12 protein-coding genes are annotated in these 15,857 nt (G+C 63.1%); 3 read left to right on the top strand and 9 right to left on the bottom strand.

From position 1 onward, the window contains the following. Positions 1-2: 2 nt before the first annotated feature. The 3 genes from IQ25_RS07635 to IQ25_RS07625 are packed head-to-tail and all read right to left on the bottom strand — an operon-like array spanning position 3 to position 4,871. Entirely contained in the window at positions 3-1,889 is a 1,887-nt protein-coding gene (locus IQ25_RS07635) for a hydantoinase B/oxoprolinase family protein (RefSeq protein ID WP_144904442.1), read from the bottom strand. A gap of 11 nt (positions 1,890-1,900) precedes the next feature. Then, positions 1,901-3,949 (bottom strand): hydantoinase/oxoprolinase family protein, encoded by a 2,049-nt coding sequence (locus tag IQ25_RS07630; RefSeq protein WP_144904440.1) that lies wholly within the window; start codon positions 3,947-3,949, stop codon positions 1,901-1,903. A 7-nt stretch (positions 3,950-3,956) separates the two neighbouring features. Beyond that, complete coding sequence (locus tag IQ25_RS07625; protein ID WP_144904438.1) at positions 3,957-4,871, bottom strand: hydroxymethylglutaryl-CoA lyase; 915 nt, start codon at positions 4,869-4,871, stop codon at positions 3,957-3,959. A 285-nt stretch (positions 4,872-5,156) separates the two neighbouring features. On the opposite strand from IQ25_RS07625, the gene IQ25_RS07620 reads away from it, so the two are divergent. Both IQ25_RS07620 and IQ25_RS07615 read left to right on the top strand, forming a co-directional pair. Then, positions 5,157-7,697 (top strand): TonB-dependent receptor, encoded by a 2,541-nt coding sequence (locus IQ25_RS07620; protein ID WP_144904436.1) that lies wholly within the window; start codon positions 5,157-5,159, stop codon positions 7,695-7,697. A gap of 57 nt (positions 7,698-7,754) precedes the next feature. Then, positions 7,755-8,417, top strand: a complete 663-nt coding sequence (locus tag IQ25_RS07615; RefSeq protein WP_144904434.1) for a GntR family transcriptional regulator — start codon at positions 7,755-7,757, stop codon at positions 8,415-8,417. A 2-nt stretch (positions 8,418-8,419) separates the two neighbouring features. Here the strand turns inward: IQ25_RS07615 and IQ25_RS07610 are convergent, their stop codons facing one another. From IQ25_RS07610 to IQ25_RS07585, 6 genes are all read right to left on the bottom strand, one after another. Then, positions 8,420-8,938 (bottom strand): hemerythrin domain-containing protein, encoded by a 519-nt coding sequence (locus IQ25_RS07610; RefSeq protein ID WP_144904433.1) that lies wholly within the window; start codon positions 8,936-8,938, stop codon positions 8,420-8,422. A 100-nt stretch (positions 8,939-9,038) separates the two neighbouring features. Beyond that, complete coding sequence (locus IQ25_RS07605; RefSeq protein WP_144904431.1) at positions 9,039-9,425, bottom strand: (2Fe-2S) ferredoxin domain-containing protein; 387 nt, start codon at positions 9,423-9,425, stop codon at positions 9,039-9,041. Beyond that, a complete protein-coding gene (locus IQ25_RS07600) occupies positions 9,422-11,524 on the bottom strand; it encodes a S9 family peptidase (protein ID WP_144904429.1) in 2,103 nt (700 codons plus the stop codon). Before IQ25_RS07600 ends, IQ25_RS07605 begins: the two co-directional genes overlap by 4 nt. Before the next feature lie 44 nt (positions 11,525-11,568). Next, the gene (locus IQ25_RS07595) at positions 11,569-11,985 is read right to left on the bottom strand and encodes a DUF2497 domain-containing protein (protein ID WP_144904427.1); all 417 of its coding nucleotides are present in this window, start codon (positions 11,983-11,985) and stop codon (positions 11,569-11,571) included. 41 nt (positions 11,986-12,026) lie between these two features. Beyond that, positions 12,027-13,484, bottom strand: coding sequence for a TolC family outer membrane protein (locus IQ25_RS07590; RefSeq protein ID WP_144904425.1), 1,458 nt, complete (start codon positions 13,482-13,484; stop codon positions 12,027-12,029). Between the two features lie 5 nt (positions 13,485-13,489). Beyond that, positions 13,490-14,083: a protein-L-isoaspartate O-methyltransferase family protein gene (locus IQ25_RS07585; RefSeq protein WP_144904423.1), complete on the bottom strand. Its 594-nt coding sequence runs from the start codon at positions 14,081-14,083 to the stop codon at positions 13,490-13,492. Between the two features lie 185 nt (positions 14,084-14,268). On the opposite strand from IQ25_RS07585, the gene IQ25_RS07580 reads away from it, so the two are divergent. Beyond that, positions 14,269-15,792 (top strand): fumarate hydratase, encoded by a 1,524-nt coding sequence (locus tag IQ25_RS07580; protein ID WP_144904421.1) that lies wholly within the window; start codon positions 14,269-14,271, stop codon positions 15,790-15,792. Positions 15,793-15,857 lie beyond the last annotated feature (65 nt).

The raw sequence follows: 15,857 nt of genomic DNA, 5'->3' as shown, positions 1-15,857 counted from the left end.
GGTCATTCCGCCGCCTCCAGTAGCGGCCATTCGGGTTGGATGGGAGCAGGCAGGCCGGTTTCCGCTTTGCAGTTCGCGCGGAGTGTTTCGATGCCGGGGCCATAGTTGAACAACGGTAGCTCGCCTCGCTCTGCTCGCTGGCGCGCGCGCAGGGCTTCGGTCTCCGCGAGATTGACCGTTCCAAGGTCATCGGCAACCACGCCATAAGCAAGAGCGCCTTGCGGTGTGACGAGCCCCTGCACGATTTCCTTGGCCACCAGCGCGGGATCGCGATCGAGCGGGTCGCCCCAGCCGCCGCCACCCCAGGTGATGAAGTGCAGGATGTCGCCCGCTTCCACGTCGAGGTCTTCCACCTTGTTGCCGACAATGGTCTGGGTGCCATCCGGTTTTTCGAGGATCTTGCGTGCCCGCGCGCCCGGCTCGCCACCGTTGACGCCCCATGGCGGCACGAACCAGCGGTCGTCGTGGATGGCGATCGTGCCCTTCGACAGGAAGCGATAGGTCATGCGAATGCCATTGCCGCCGCGATGCAGCCCCGCGCCGCCCGAATCCGGTTCGCACTCGTAACGCTCGATCACCATCGGGAAGTAGCGTTCGAGGAACTCGTTGGGCACGTTGGTGAAGCCCGGCCAGAGCGAGTGGCCATCCGGACCATCGCCCATCGGTCGCCCCGGAATGCCGCCGAAGCCGATCTGAAACAGCTGGAACCAGTCACCATTCTTGCCTGTACGTTCGTCATTGCCGGCATAGAACAAGTGCGGGGATGAGGAGAACCCGGCAGCATTGAGGAATTCCGGGGTTTTCTGGCCGAGGAGACCGCCGAGGATATCGAAGATGCGGCCCAGCGCATGGGTGCGGCCCGAAAGCGCTGCCGGGAATTTTGGCTTCAGCAGCGATCCTTCGGGAATGCGCACGTCGATCAGGTCGTAGAATCCGTCATTGAACAGGATCTGCGGGTCGAAGACCATGATCATGTAGATGCCGAAGAACATCTTGAACATGTTCTCGTTGAGGAAGAAGTTGATCGAGGCGACCGACTGCGGGTCGGTGCCTGCGAAATCGAGGATGACCTTCTCCCCCTCGCGCCACATCGTGCATTTGATCTTGTAAGGGCCGAAGCCCATGCCGTCGTCGCAGATGTAGTCCTCGAAGCTTACCGGCTCCTCGGCAATCGCCATGCCGACCAGCGCCTTCATCGCGCGGTGGTTGCGGGCGAGGAGTTCTTGGCATGCCGAGACATAGACATCATCGCCAAAGCGCTCTGCCATCTCGATTACGCGACGTGCGGCGACGCGGCATGCGGCGATGAGTGCGTTGAGGTCTGCCGCGCACCAGTCGGGCTTGCGCGTCTGGTGCATGACGAGGCGGATGAGGTCCTCGTTATACTCGCCCCTCTTCCAGATCTTGACTGGCGGGATGCGCACGCCTTCCTCGAAGATCGAGCGGGCGTTGATCGGCATAGAGCCGACGACCTTGCCGCCGATGTCGGACTGGTGGCCGAACATCGAGGTATAGGCGATGAGCCTGCCGTCCTTGAACACGGGCAGCAGCACGAGCCAGTCGTTCGAGTGGCTGATCGCGCCTCCGACCGAGTAGGGATCGGACAGGAAGATCATGTCGCCGTCCTCGAGCGTGCCCTCGTAGTTCTCGAGGAAGCCGCCGATGAATGAGCCGAACTGACCGACAATCATCTTGCCGGTGTGATCGGCGATCAGCGGGAAGGCGTCGCCCTGCTCGCGGATGCCGGGAGACATCGCGGTGCGCACGAGCGTCGCGTCCATCTCGATGCGGGCGTTGCGCAGCGCGTTCTCGATTATGTCGAGCGTAACCGGGTCGATGGAAACGCGTTCGAAAGGCTTGTCGTTGGTCTGGACGATGGCTGCAGGCATGTCTCGCTCCCTCAGGCCAGATTGATCAGGATGTTGCCGACATGGTCGACAGTGCCGACACAGCCGCTCTCGATCAGCGTCGTCGAGTCCATCTCGCAGACGATGGCGGGACCCGGGATCACGTCCCCGGCGCGCAACTTGCTGCGTTCATAGATCACCGCGGCCTGTTCGCGCCCGTCCATCCACAAGGTGTGGTCGCGCATTCTGGCGGCGATGGGATTGCCGTCGCCCTTCTCGAGTTCTGCTGCCGGCAGATCGAGCGCGCGGCCCATGGCGACTGCGCGCAGGTTCACGATCTCGTGCGGGGTGTCCATGTTGAAGGTGAACAGGCGTTTGTGCTCGGCATCGAAGCGGGCGAGTATCCCGGCGATGCCATCGGCGGTGAGCACATCGGGCGTAATCGTCAGCGGCACTTCGAAGGCTTGTCCGGCATAGCGCACGTCGACTTCAAAGGCGGTGCTGATCTCATCCTCGGGCACGCCATCGGCGAGCAGCTCGGCGCGGGTCTGCGCTGCCATCTCGTCGAGGATGGCGATGAGGTCGGCTGCTTCGGTCTGGCTAGCGAGACGGCTGAACGAGCGCGCGGTTTCGGTGCGCATCCGCGTCGTCGCATCGCCGAGGGCGCAGAGCACGCCGGGGCTGACCGGCGAGATCGCGGGCCAGCTGCCCATAAGGCGGGCGACCGCATTCACGTGAAGCGGTCCTGCGCCGCCAAAGCCCATCAGCGCGAAGTCGCGCGGGTCGTAGCCTTGCTGGACCGAGATCATGCGAAGCGCGCCAAACATGTTCTCGTTGACGATATCGATGATCCCGCGCGCAGCGGCCATGAGGTCGATGCCGAGCGCATCGGCGATGGTCTGCACCGCCTTCTTCGCGCCTTCGCGGTCAAGATTGAAAGTGCCGCCCAATAGGTTCTCGGGAAGGTAGCCGAGCACGACATTCGCGTCGGTCACCGTGGGCAAGGTGCCGCCTTTTCCATAGGCGACCGGCCCCGGCACGGCTCCTGCGCTCTGCGGCCCGACCCGAAGGGCTCTTGTCAGCTCAGGAACATAGGCGATCGAACCGCCGCCTGCGCCTACCGTCTTCACGTCCAATGCCGAGGCACGGACGGAGAGGTGGCCCACTTCGGTGGTGCGCTGGCGGCGGGCTTCGAGATTCTCGATCAGGGCGACATCGGTGCTGGTGCCGCCGACATCGAGGGTGAGGATGTTCCTGATCCCGGCATTGCGGCCAACCCAGATCGCGCCGGTGACGCCGCCTGCAGGGCCGGACATCAGGATGTTGACCGGGTGCTCCTCGGCCTTCTGCGCGCTCATCAGACCGCCATCGGAGCGGAGCAGCGAGAGCTTGCCGTTCATGCCTGCTTCGGCAAGGCGCGAGCGCAGGTTGGAGACGTACTTGCCGACAACCGGGCGCACGGCGGCGTTGGCAACCGTCGTCAGGGTGCGTTCGTACTCCTGCATTTCAGGCAGGACTTCGTGGGAGAGCGAGACCGGCACGCCGGGCATGATCTCTGCCGCCAGTTCGCCGACGCGCGCTTCGTGAGTGCCATTGGTGTAGGCGTTGATCAGGCTGACGGTGATGGCTTCGACGCCGTTGGCCTTCAGCACCGAGAGCTGGCTGCGGATGTCGGCTTCGTCGATGGGGCGGATTTCGGTGCCCCCGGCGCTCATCCGGCCCCTGATCGTCACGGTATCTTCAAGCGCGGCCAGCGGCTGCGGCTTTGGCCAGACGATCCAGCCCGCAAGCCCGCCCGGCACGAAGCTGCGCGCAATCTGCATGATGTGGCGATAGCCTTCGGTCGTGACGAGGCCGACGCGCGAGCCCTTGCCTTCAAGCACGGCATTTGTCGCGACCGTGGTGCCGTGGAGGAAGTAATCGACATCGCCCGGCGTGATGCCCGCCTTCTCGCAGATCGCGCTCACGCCGTTGAGGATGCCCTCCGAGCTGTCATGCGGAGTTGACGGCGTCTTGTGTCGCCAGAACGCGCTGCTGCTGGTGTCAAAAAGCAGGAGGTCGGTAAACGTGCCACCGACGTCTACGCCAAGGCGATAGCCCATTGCTCGATTACTCCTGAACTGTCTTGGGAAACGGCGGCGCCTTGACCACCATCGAAGGAAGTGCACGGCTCATCACGCCAGAAAGCCAGCGGTTGGCCTCGATAAGCTGGGCAAGGTCCATGCCGGTTTCCACGCCCGCGCGGTGAAGCATGTAGATGACATCCTCGCTTGAGACGTTGCCGGCAGCGCCCGGTGCGAAGGGGCAGCCGCCCAAGCCTCCCAGCGCCGCGTCGACCACCGATGCGCCTGCCTCAACCGCGGCCCAGACATTGGCGATGCCGGTGCCGCGCGTGTTATGAAAATGTACGCGAACCGGAAGCGGCGAAACTGCCTCGACCACGCGACGGACGAGGCGCGAGACGTGCGCCGGATCGGCAACGCCGATGGTGTCGGCCAAGGCGACCTCGATGGGCCCGGCCTCAGCCAGCGCGGCTGCCATGGCAACCACGCGGTCTTCCGATACCTCGCCTTCGAAAGGGCAGCCGAACGATGCGCCGATGGTGGCCTGTCCCCTGAGGCCTGCAGCCTTGGCCATGGTAACGATCGCCTTGGCAGCGACGACTGATTCATCGCTGGTCTGGCCCTGGTTGGCGATTGAAAAGCTGTCAGTCGAGACGCACACAGCCCCGAGTTCGTGAAGGCGACCCGTTGCGATGGCGCGCTCGGCACCCTTTGCATTCAGCACGAGCCCAATGAAGCTGACTTCGTCTGTTTGCGGAAGGCCTGCGCAGACGTCCTCCGCGTCGGCCATCTGTGGCACTCGCTTGGGATTGACGAAGCTGCTCACTTCGATGCGGCGCGCACCGGCAGCGATGCTGCGGCGGATCAGCTCCAGCTTGTCCGCCGTGGAGATGATCGTTTTCTCGTTCTGCAGTCCGTCGCGCGGGCCGACTTCGACGAAAGTGACCTTCCGGGCACTCATATCGTGCGGCCGCGACTGGAGGAGGGCAGGTGGCAGATCATCAAAATAGGTCTCACTTCGTATTCAATATCACTCTGCGCTCATCGCATGGAGTGTCGAAACCTGCACGTTGGTGCACATCTTTAAGCGCCTTGACCGCTCAGGTTTGTATACAATAAGCTGCCCTTGTCACAAGCGAGCGTCAAGAGGGGGGCAGATAGCCCAGCGTTCGCTGCGCAACCGGATTTCGAACGCACCATGGCTTTCGGGCCACGACGACATCGAACCGAACAGGGAGGTTTGAGAATGCGTGCCAGCCGTCTTCTAGTGAATGCATCGGCCCTGGGCCTGATGCTCGCCGCCATGCCAGCGCTTGCGCAGGAAGCCCCGCAGGACTCGGCCAAGGCTGACGAGACCGGCGAAACGATCATCGTTACCGCCCGCCGCCAGAACGAGCGGTTGCAGGACGTGCCGGCCTCGGTTTCGGTCCTCACCGCATCGGCGCTGCAGAACACCGGCGCAGTCAAGGCCGAGGACTTCACCCAACTCACGCCCGGCGTCACCATCGTGACCGGCACGGCTGAAGCGGGCGACACCCAGATCAACATTCGCGGCATCAACGGCGCGCGCGATGCCGAAAGCTCGGTCGCTCTCGTCGTCGATGGCATTCTCAAGACCAATACGGCACAGCTAAACCAGCCGCAGGGTACGCTATCGCAGGTCGAAGTGCTGAAGGGCCCACAGGGCGCGCTCTATGGCCGCAACGCCGCGGCCGGCGCGATCGTGCTGCAGACGCTCAAGCCGACCGATACGCTGACCGGCGGCATGCGCGCATCCTACGCAAATGAAGCCACGTATGAAGCGACCGCGCACATTGCTGGTCCTCTTGGCGAGAACGTCGGCTTCGTTGCTTCGGGCTATTACTTCACCACCGATGGCTGGTGGCGCAACAAGTTCCTCAACAATTCCAAGACCGTGGACGACAAGGAAAACTGGGCGCTCGACGGTCGGGTGATGATTGGACGCGGCACCGCTACCCAGATTGACGTCAAGGCGCGCTATGCTGAATTCCACGGTGCCTCGCTGCCGTTCAACGCCTCTTTCCACCTGCCTCAGTTCGGGGCAGTGAACCCTGCATTTTACGAGGACGTGAACAAGCACCCGTTCAACTTCTACAACAACATCCGCGCGACGAACGACCAGAAGAGCTTCGATGCCTCGATCAAGATTGATCAGGAATTCGGCAACGGCATGAAGTTGGTCGCCTGGGCGCTATATTCGGACGTCAAGCAGGACCTCGTCGCCGATGGCACGTCGGCAGACTTCGCGCGCTATATCACGAACACCGACCCTGCGGTGAACAGCTCGGTTGCAAGCTGCTTCTCGAGCACCGCTGCGCTCACCGGCTTCCCGGTCAACCAGCCGGGCAATATCGGGCAGATCCCGGTACCGTTCCTGTTCGCACCGGCAAACGGATCGACTTTCGGGCCCTATAGCCCCACGACTTGCGACGGCATCCAGTACCAGCTGCGCAACCAGAAGGACTTCAGCACCGAAGTCCGTCTGCTGTCGAACACCGATGGCCCGCTGACGTGGCAGCTTGGCGCGTATTATCTGCACATCGACCGCAAGACCGGGGTCAGTCTTGGTGCCGATACCGGGCAGGGCGTGATCAAGCAGCTCTACAACGCACCCAACACCGTCAACCCGACGTCGCTGCTGCTCGCCGACAAGTTCCGCACCAATGTATACGCGGCGTTCGGCGCGGCCGAGTGGAAACCGTCCGAGGTCTTCACCGGCGGCATCGCGCTGCGCTATGATATCGAGGAGCGTGCGGCCAATTCGCTGGTCCCCAACGCGGTCGATCCGTTCACCGGAGGGCCGATCAATCCGGGCCTCGCTTTCGGGGCATTCACTCCGCAGAACGCAACGTTCAAGCAGCTCCAGCCCAAGGTGACGCTCAGCTATCACCCCACCAATGCCCTCAATATCTACGCAAACTGGGGTATCGGCTTCAAGTCGGGCGGCTTCAACAACCAGGGTTCGTCGGCAGTGGTCAACACCCGCTTCAACAATGGTGTGACGCCGGGCACGATCGATGCCGACGTGACGATCAACGACCAGTACCGCAAGGAAAAGTCGAGTGCTTTCGAGGCCGGCATCAAGGGCGAATTGTTCGACGGCCGCATAACCTACGACCTCGCGGGCTACTACACCCGCGTCACCGACATGCAGTTCTTCGAATTCTTCGTCGGTGATTTCGGCCTGCTGCGGGTGGTCTCGAACATCGATCGCGTCGACATCAAGGGGGCGGAGATCAACCTGACCGGCAAGATCGTCGATGGCTGGAAGGTGTTCGGCTCGTTCAACGTGACCGACAGCGAGATCAAGAAGAACGCCTCGCGCCCCTACACCGTCGGCAACAAGTCACCTTACACGGCGGACTGGACGCTGAACCTTGGCAGTGAAATCACCGCACCGCTCAGCGACAGCGCCAAGCTTCTGTTCCGTGCCGACTACCGCGTGACCGGTCCGACGTGGTTCCATTCGGTGCAGGATCAGGAGCGCCCAACGATCTTCTCAGGGCTCCTGCCGATCTCGCAGCTGCCCTTCCTGCCGCCGGCCTTCGGCAACGCCCGCTACGATGTTGCCAAGCGCGATGCCTTCGGCGTGCTCAACCTGCGCGCAGGCATCACCACGCCGCGTTACCGGATCGCCGTGTTTGCCGACAACCTGCTCGACCGGAAATACATTGCCGAGGCCATTCCAGCGATTGAGTTCGGCGGCTCGTTCATCTCGCCAGGCGCGCGTCGCCTGATCGGGGTTGAAGTGGGCGCATCGTTCTGATCAAGGCTGCGGGAAGCAGGCCTTTCGGCCGGCTTCCCGCATGATAAAGGAGCTTACGTGTCCAAAGCCTCGCAGGAAGCCTACCGCAAGATTCGCGCGGGGATCCTTTCGGGGCACTTTCCTGCCGGGCAATTCGTGCCCGAAGACGAGTTTGCGCAGTATTGCGGCCTTTCTCGCACGCCCGTGCGCGAGGCCATAGCCGAACTCGTCGCCGAGATGCTGCTGCAGCGCTCGGGCACCAACCGGGTCTTTGTGCCCGTCTGGTCGGACGAGGACGAGGAAGAGCTGTTCACCCTGCGCGCCATGCTGGAGAGCCACTGCGCCAGCCGTGCAGCGCGGTTGATCACCGAAGAGCAGATAAGCGAATTGCGCGGTCATTGCGACTTCATCGATCGCGCAATTGCCGCACCCGAGGGGCCGGACGTTTCAGGCTTCGTCGAAGGCAACAGGCGTTTTCACGCGGTCATACTTGCCGCAGCACAGTCCGAGCGTCTGGGGCAGCTCATGCGCTTCGTCGTCAGCCAGATTGTCGTCCACCGTACGGCCGAGCAGTACTCGCGCGCCGATATGGAACAGAGCCAGCGCGACCACCGCGACCTCGTCAGCGCATTCGAGATGCGTGACGAGGAATGGGCGGGCGCAGTGGCCAACACACATATCCGCCGCGCCGCAAATGCCTACCGCACGATGCGGCACGGCGCGGAGACGGCGCAGGCATAGAGTCAGGCGACAGTCTGGACCACGCGCAGTTCGGCCTCGGGCAGCGCGCTGGCGTCCGCCCCCTTGCCGATCTGCTGCATCAACTCCTGCTTGCGCGCTATCATCGCATCGCGCAGCGCAACCATGTCGACCCCGGTTTCGCGTGCCTGAGAGAACATCCCCTGCGATCGTGCCTCCTCCTCATGGACATGGTGCTTGATCTCTTCGCTGAGCACCTTGACCTTGGCGTCGAAGAACTCGTCGTCGGGCGTGCTAGCCATGATGTCGTTGATCAGCACCTTGGCGGCGTCGTGCTCGACATAGGCCTCGGTCCAGGTTTCCTGCTCGATCTTGCCCCGCAGTGCTGGGTAGAAGATCTCTTCCTCGATGATCGTGTGGACCTTGAGTTCGTTGCAGATCTGCAGGGCAAGCGCCTGCTTGCGGTCGTCACGCGCGCTTTCGAACTTCTCGAATAGTGCCTCGACAGCGCGGTGATCGGCCTTGAGCAGGGCTATGGCATCGGTGAACTTGGGCTGGGCCATGGCTGAAAATCCTTGGAAAATGCGTCGGTTGTCCGACCAATCCCCCAAGGTCCACTTATGTTCCGTGTGCAGCCAATTCATGCCAGCCCGCAGGCTGGGTTCACGATTCAGGCCATCTACCGGGTGACGTAAGCCGGTAGTCTTCCACCGGAACCCCGCCGATCACGTGCTCCTGGATGATTCGCTCAAGCACGGGCGGGGTGCAGGAGTGGTACCAGACGTTGTCCGGATAGACGACCGCGACCGGTCCGACGAGGCATACCCGCAGGCAGCCGACCTTGTTGCGCAGGATACCCTGCGCCCCGCCAAGCTTCAGCTCGCCGAGGCGCTTTTTCAGGAAGTTCCATGCCTCGTCCCCCACTTCGCGCGGGGCGCACTTGTCCTTGTCCGGTCCGGCGCACAGCAGGATGTGGCGTTGCGGGTTGAACCCGCCCAGCTTTTCGAGCGCAATCTCGGCCTGACGTATCTCTTCGTGGCTTGCTGTCACTTCTCGTTCTTCTTCAACCAGCGGTCGAGCCAGTTGAACGAGGTCTGGTGCCACTGCAACGAGTTCTTGGCCTTGAGCACCCAGTGGTTCTCATCGGGGAACACCAGCAGCTCGGATGGGATGCCTCGGCGCTGCAGGGCAGTGAACGCGGCCAGTCCTTGCGTATAGGGAATGCGGAAGTCCTTCTCGCCGGTGATGACCAGCATCGGCGTCTTCCATTTGGCGACGTGGTTGACCGGGTTCCACTTCTCGAACTCTTCCGGCGCTTCGTAATAAGGGTGCCCGCCGTGTTCCCATTCGTCGAACCACAGCTCTTCGGTTTCATAGGCCATGGCGCGGGCATCGAACACGCCGTCATGCTGGACAAGGCACTTGAAGCGATCTGGCCACACGCCTGCGATCCAGTTCATCATGTAGCCGCCATAGGATGCGCCTGCCGCACAGGCATTGTCGCCATCGATCTGGCTGTCGAGCGTGATCGCGGCGGCAAAGCCCTTCTGCAGGTCATCCAGAGGCTTTCCACCCCACTGGCGGTTAATGGCGTCGGTGAAGGCCTGCCCGTATCCGGTCGAGCCGTGGAAATCGACCGACACGATGGCATAGCCCTGGCTTGCCCAGACTCGCGGGTTCCAACGGTTTGACCAGCTGTCGTTGTATGAGCCCTGCGGCCCGCCGTGGACAAACAGAACCGAGGGCATCTTGCCCTTGATCCAGCTCGGCTTGGTAATCTGGCCCCAAACGGTGTCACCGTCCGCACCCTTGAAGCTGAAGCGCTGCGTGACGACAGGCGCGCGTTGGGCGAGCGCCGAAGTAGCAACATCGGTCAGGCGCGTGCCTGCCTTGCCCGGCTTGCCGATGAACAGTTCTGCCGGACCGTCAATCGAATCGCGGGTGTAGACCAGGCGGCCGTCATTGAACGGCACGACATTGCCAATGTGGCCTTCGCGTCCTGGATTGAGGACAAGGCGCGTGACCTTTCCGCTCACCGGATCGACGCGGAAAGCAGGCGTATCAAGCACGTCCTCGGCAGTTGCGATAAGCGCCTTGCTGTCACGAGTCCACGTCAGCGAAGCGACTGATCGGTCCCACGCGCCAGTCAGTTCTCGCCTTTCGCCTGTTTGCAAGTTGATGAGATGGACGACAAGACGGTCCGCTTCGTAACCGGGCCGCGCCATCGCTGCGTAGGCCAGCCACTTCCCGTCTGGCGAAGGGGCGGGCGTATTGTCTGTCGCCTTGTTGGTCTCGGTCAGGTTCTTCGGCACGCTGCCGTCCAGCTTCGATTGCCAGATGTCGAGGTTGGTCGAAGTCGGCTCATTGCGGTCCGCCTGCCGCGCCACGAAGAACAGCGATTGCGAGTCCACTGCCCAAGCCACGTCTTCGCCACCACCGAATGGCTTGACGGGACTGTCTCCAGTAAGTGTGCCGACAGGGCCGTCAGCGGCCTTGCCTTCGCCCATGACCTTGCCATCCGCGCCCAGATCGAAGGCAAAGACACGGCTGTAGTTGCCCGGCGTTTCCCATGCGTCCCAGTGGCGGACGAAGCCCGCGCCGTCCTTGTAATGGCGGCCGGTGCCGGGGCCGGGAAGGGCGGTGTTGCCATCGCTTTCGCAGCCGAAGGTCGCGCAATCGCGCGCAATGTCGCCCCACACGGCAATGCGCTTGCCGTTGGGCGAAAGCTCGAAGCCCGAAACCTCGGCCTTGAACGCGGTCACCTGCGTGGTCACGCCCGATGCTACGTCGACCTTCCAGACCTGCGTGGTCTCGGCCTCGCCCACCTTGCGATCGGAGAGATAGTAGAGCGCGCCGTCGGGTGCGAAGGCCGGATCGCTGGCGCTGCCGCCGGTGTCGATGCGGCGCGGCTCGCCCTTGCCATCGGCGCTGCGGACCCACAGCGACGGGGTGCGCTTGTAGCTGGCAGGGTCGGTGGTAGTGACGATGTAGGCGACGGTCTTGCCATCTGGCGAAACTGCCGTGCCGCCAAGGCGGCCGAGCGTCACCAGATCCTGCGGCGAGAAAGGAGCGGCCTGCTGGGCGATTGCAGGAGCGGCGAATGCGACGGCCAGCGAGGCGGCCGCCAGCAACAGCGAGTTGGTTTTCATGGAAACCGGATTAGCGCCGTAAGTTCACGGCGCAAACTGCAAAATCAGCCGCGCTTCCCAGCGATACGGGCGATTTCTGCTGCGACCATCTTTTCCACCATGGCGGGCAGGTTCTTGTCGAGCCACTCGGCCAGCATTGGCTTGAGGAGTTCGCGCACCAGACCTTCGAGCGAAGTCTCCCCTGAACGGACGATCTGCGGGGCAACGCCGGGCTGGGCCAGCATCGAAAGCGCTGCCAGCGATTCGCGCATCGAGGCTGCTGCTGCATCAGCGATCAGCCCGCCGGTCGCGTCATCGTCATCGTCTTGCGCGGTTTCGGTCAGTTCGAGCACGTCGGGGCGTGGCGCGGGGCGGGGTTCCGGCCGCAGGCGCGCCTGCGCCTCCGCCTTGTTGTCGCGCGCGATCACTTTCTTGATCGACTCGAGGATTTCCTCGACGGACGGTTCACCGGCCTGACGCATCGCAACTTCTACCCCCAAATGCCCCTGCAGCACCGATTCTCTCAAGGCATCGGTGCGGGCGGAATTGTCGCATCCTGTGCGGGCGTGTCAACGGTGCGCGTCGAGACGGCCTTTGGCGTCGGATCGCGGTCCCAGTCCCAGATACGACCCTTGACCCGGTCATAGTTGACCTGAGGGTCATAGAGCGCGCCGCCATCGAGGCCGAGATCGTTGGCATCGGCCTTGCCCATCGCCGAAAGCAGGTTGAACCCCGCGACATAGGCGTTGCGCCGCGCGGCGACGAGTTGCACCTGTGCGCGAAGCAGCTCCTGCTCGGCGTCGAGGATGTTGAGGATCGTGCGATTGCCCACGGTGTTTTCCGCGCGCACGCCTTCAAGGCTGAGCGCCGCGGCATCGACTGCGGTCTGGTTCATCGCGATGATCTCGTTCGCGGCAAGCCAAGAAGCATAGGCAGAACGGACCGAGGCAATGACCTCGCGCTCAACGCCAATTTCCTGTTCAACTGTGGCACTCTCGCGCGCTTGCGCTTGCCGCGTCTGCGCAGCCGGGCCACCGCCCTGAAAAAGCGGGACAGACACACTTACGCCGGCCTGCGCCGTCGTCGAGCGTTGTATAACGCCGCCGGGAATGCCGCCACCAAGAGTGCCGAGGAAGTTCTGGTAGCTGCCGCTGGACGTCAGCGAGACTGTCGGCAGTTTCGCGGCGTCCGCCACACGTACGTCGTAGCCCGCCGCCTTGCTACGTTCACGTGCAGCGAGCAGATCAGGGTTGTTTTCAAGCGCGAAGTCAACTGCATCGTCAGGATCGCGTGGCAGGCCGGGCAGTGGCGGTGGCGGCTGCAGTGCTGTCGGTACTTTGCCCACGACCTGAATGTACCGTTCGCGGCTGGCAACGAGATTGGCCTGCGCGGTGCGCAGATCGCCCCGGGCCAGCGCAAGGCGCGAGTTCGACTGGGCAACGTCGGTGCGCGTCACGTCGCCGATTTCGAAGCGGTCGCTCGTAGCCTTGAGGTTCACCTCCAGCACGTCGACATTGTTCTTGTTCAAGCCGACGATCGCTGAATCGCGGATCACGTCCATATAGGCGGCGACGACTTGCGAGAACACGCCGGCCTCGGTGGCGCGCAGGTCTTCTTGCCCGGCCTCGACACGAGTCTTGGCAGCACGGATCGAATTCTTGACCGAGCCACCCGAAAACACCGGCAGCCCGAGCTGCAAATCGGCAGTCAGGGCACGGTCAGGCGCGGTAAAGGCCACCGGATTCTTTTTCAGAAACTCGGTGTAATTGGCCTGCCCTTGCAGACTCGGTAAACCGCGCGCCTTTGCAAGCGGCACGCCTTCGTCGGTAGCGCGCTGATTGGCGCGTGCGGCCTGCAAGGTCGGATTGGTATTGTAAGCGCTGGTCAGCGCCTCGCGCAGGTCGTCGGCCAGTGCCGGCGATGCAGCGAGGCCGGCGGCGCTTGCCGCCAGCATGAGGCGTAGCGCCTTGTGGGTGGCCATGAGGCTCAGAAGCTCCACTTTTTGGGCGCGGCAAATTCCGGCAGAACGGCGAAGTCGGCATCGGACAGCGGCGTTGCTACCACGTGGCCATGCGCTTTGGTCGCAACGGCCAGACGGGTAACCCCACGGTCGACCAGACCGGTGACCACCCGGCCATCGTCGGCGAGCAGGGCGGCCAACGAATCGGGCAGGACTTCGGCTGCGCCATCGATCAGAATCAGCGAGTAGGGACCGCCCTGCGCCGCAACGAGGCTGTCGGCGCGGTTCACGTCGCCTGCAAGCTGGCTGGCCAGCGCTGCGAGATAACCGTTGGTCGAAATCACCAGAACGCGATCATCACGGCCAGTGGCGGCAGCTTCCAGCATCTGGCCGTAAGTCAGCGCCGGAGAAAGCACGGCACCATCGCCAAGCGGCAGCGCACGATCGGCATAGGCCACGGCGCGGCGCTCTGCCGAGACGAAATCCTCACGCGGCACGGCGTTGAAGGCGTTGAGAACTGCGGGCGAATTCACCCCGCTCACTCGGAGCTGGCTATCGATCATCGCACGACGGGCGACCAGCATCTCGTCTGCTGCCGGGCGGTCTTCAACCACGGTCATTCGAACCCTCATTTCCAATTGCGCCGCACGTCTGCATGGCAAGGCAGCGGCAATGTTTCCAAGTGCCTGTAGAATATCGATCTGCGGTTTCCAAGGGATTTGCATGTCCATTGTCGAGGCGTATGGGGCGTTCGCAGTTTCTGCGCCGTCCGGCGCGGCATCGACCTCTGGAGGGAGTCATCGAGATGGCGGATATGGTCACGATCCGGGAAGCGGATCTCATCGAAAGCGTCGCGGACGCGCTGCAGTACATCAGCTACTTCCACCCGATGGATTACATCCGCGCTCTGGGTGAGGCCTACAAGGCAGAGCAGGGCCCGGCCGCCAAGGATGCCATCGCACAAATCCTCACCAACAGCCGGATGTGCGCCGAAGGGCACCGCCCGATCTGTCAGGACACGGGCATCGTCAATGTCTTCATCAAGTGGGGACAGGATTGCCGCTTTGATTCCGATCTCAGCTTGCAGGACGTGGTCGATGAAGGTGTGCGCCGCGCCTATCTGAACCCGGACAACAAGCTGCGCGCCTCGGTTCTGGCAGATCCGGCGTTCACCCGCCGCAATACGCGCGACAACACACCCTGCGTGCTCCACGTGGAAATGGTCAAGGGCTCGAAGGTCGTCGTCGACGTTGCTGCAAAGGGCGGTGGCTCGGAGAACAAGTCGAAGTTCAAGATGATGAATCCCAGCGATTCGATCGTCGACTGGGTGATCGAGATGCTGCCGCAGATGGGCGCCGGCTGGTGCCCGCCGGGTATGCTCGGCATCGGCATCGGCGGTACGGCGGAACACTGCGTCCTGCTTGCCAAGAAGGCGCTGATGGAACCGATCGACATGGCCCAGCTCAAAGTGCGCGGGCCACAGAACGACATCGAAAAGCTGCGCATCGAGATCTTCGACAAGGTCAATGCGCTCGGTATCGGGGCGCAGGGGCTTGGTGGCCTTTCGACCATCCTCGACGTCAAGATCATGGACGCACCGTGCCACGCCGCAGGTAAGCCGGTCGCGATGATCCCCAATTGTGCCGCAACGCGCCACGCCCACTTCGTGCTCGACGGTTCGGGGCCGACCTATCTCGAGCGTCCCAAGCTCGACGAATGGCCCGAAGTGCATTGGGCGCCCGACAGCGCGGCCAAGCGCGTCAACCTCGACACGCTGACGCAGGAAGAAGTGCAGGGCTGGAAGGCGGGCGATCGCCTGCTGCTCAACGGCAAGATGCTGACCGGCCGCGATGCCGCACACAAGCGGATCAAGGACATGCTGGCCAAGGGTGAAGAGCTCCCGGTCGATTTCAAGGGCCGCGTGATCTACTATGTCGGTCCGGTCGACCCGGTTCGCGATGAAGTCGTGGGGCCTGCAGGGCCGACCACGGCCACGCGCATGGACAGCTTCTCCGATACCATGCTCGATCTCGGCCTGCTAGCCAGCGTCGGCAAGGCCGAACGCGGCCCGGCGGCCACGCAGTCTATCGCCAACCACAAGAGCGCCTATCTGATGGCCGTGGGCGGCGCTGCCTATCTCGTGGCGCGGGCGATCAAGGAGTCCAAGGTCGTCGGCTTCGAGGATCTCGGGATGGAAGCGATCTACGAGTTCACTGTCGAGGATATGCCGGTGACCGTCGCCGTGGATAGCGAGGGCGAGAACGTCCACAAGAGCGCGCCGCTGGTCTGGAAGAAGAAGATCGCGGACGGAGGCCTCCTTCCTGCGTAACCTTTCGCTTCGATGAACGACCTATGCCGCCCGACCGCCGTTATGGCGCGTCGGGCGGATCGCGT

Origin of the sequence: Novosphingobium taihuense, assembly GCF_007830315.1 — a bacterium.
Classification (GTDB): Bacteria; Pseudomonadota; Alphaproteobacteria; order Sphingomonadales; family Sphingomonadaceae; genus Novosphingobium; species Novosphingobium taihuense.
The sequence above is the reverse complement of the archived record's forward strand: the minus strand, read 5'-3'. Positions and strand labels throughout refer to the sequence as shown.

Bases quoted from the DNA above. Each gene is read 5' to 3' on its own strand.
- IQ25_RS07580 (WP_144904421.1), top strand. From the start codon at position 14,269: ATGGCGGATATGGTCACGATCCGGGAAGCGGATCTCATCGAAAGCGTC.
- IQ25_RS07585 (WP_144904423.1), bottom strand. From the start codon at position 14,083: ATGACCGTGGTTGAAGACCGCCCGGCAGCAGACGAGATGCTGGTCGCC.
- IQ25_RS07625 (WP_144904438.1), bottom strand. From the start codon at position 4,871: ATGAGTGCCCGGAAGGTCACTTTCGTCGAAGTCGGCCCGCGCGACGGA.
- IQ25_RS07630 (WP_144904440.1), bottom strand. From the start codon at position 3,949: ATGGGCTATCGCCTTGGCGTAGACGTCGGTGGCACGTTTACCGACCTC.
- IQ25_RS07595 (WP_144904427.1), bottom strand. From the start codon at position 11,985: ATGCGTCAGGCCGGTGAACCGTCCGTCGAGGAAATCCTCGAGTCGATC.
- IQ25_RS07635 (WP_144904442.1), bottom strand. From the start codon at position 1,889: ATGCCTGCAGCCATCGTCCAGACCAACGACAAGCCTTTCGAACGCGTT.
- IQ25_RS07610 (WP_144904433.1), bottom strand. From the start codon at position 8,938: ATGGCCCAGCCCAAGTTCACCGATGCCATAGCCCTGCTCAAGGCCGAT.
- IQ25_RS07600 (WP_144904429.1), bottom strand. From the start codon at position 11,524: ATGAAAACCAACTCGCTGTTGCTGGCGGCCGCCTCGCTGGCCGTCGCA.
- IQ25_RS07620 (WP_144904436.1), top strand. From the start codon at position 5,157: ATGCGTGCCAGCCGTCTTCTAGTGAATGCATCGGCCCTGGGCCTGATG.
- IQ25_RS07590 (WP_144904425.1), bottom strand. From the start codon at position 13,484: ATGGCCACCCACAAGGCGCTACGCCTCATGCTGGCGGCAAGCGCCGCC.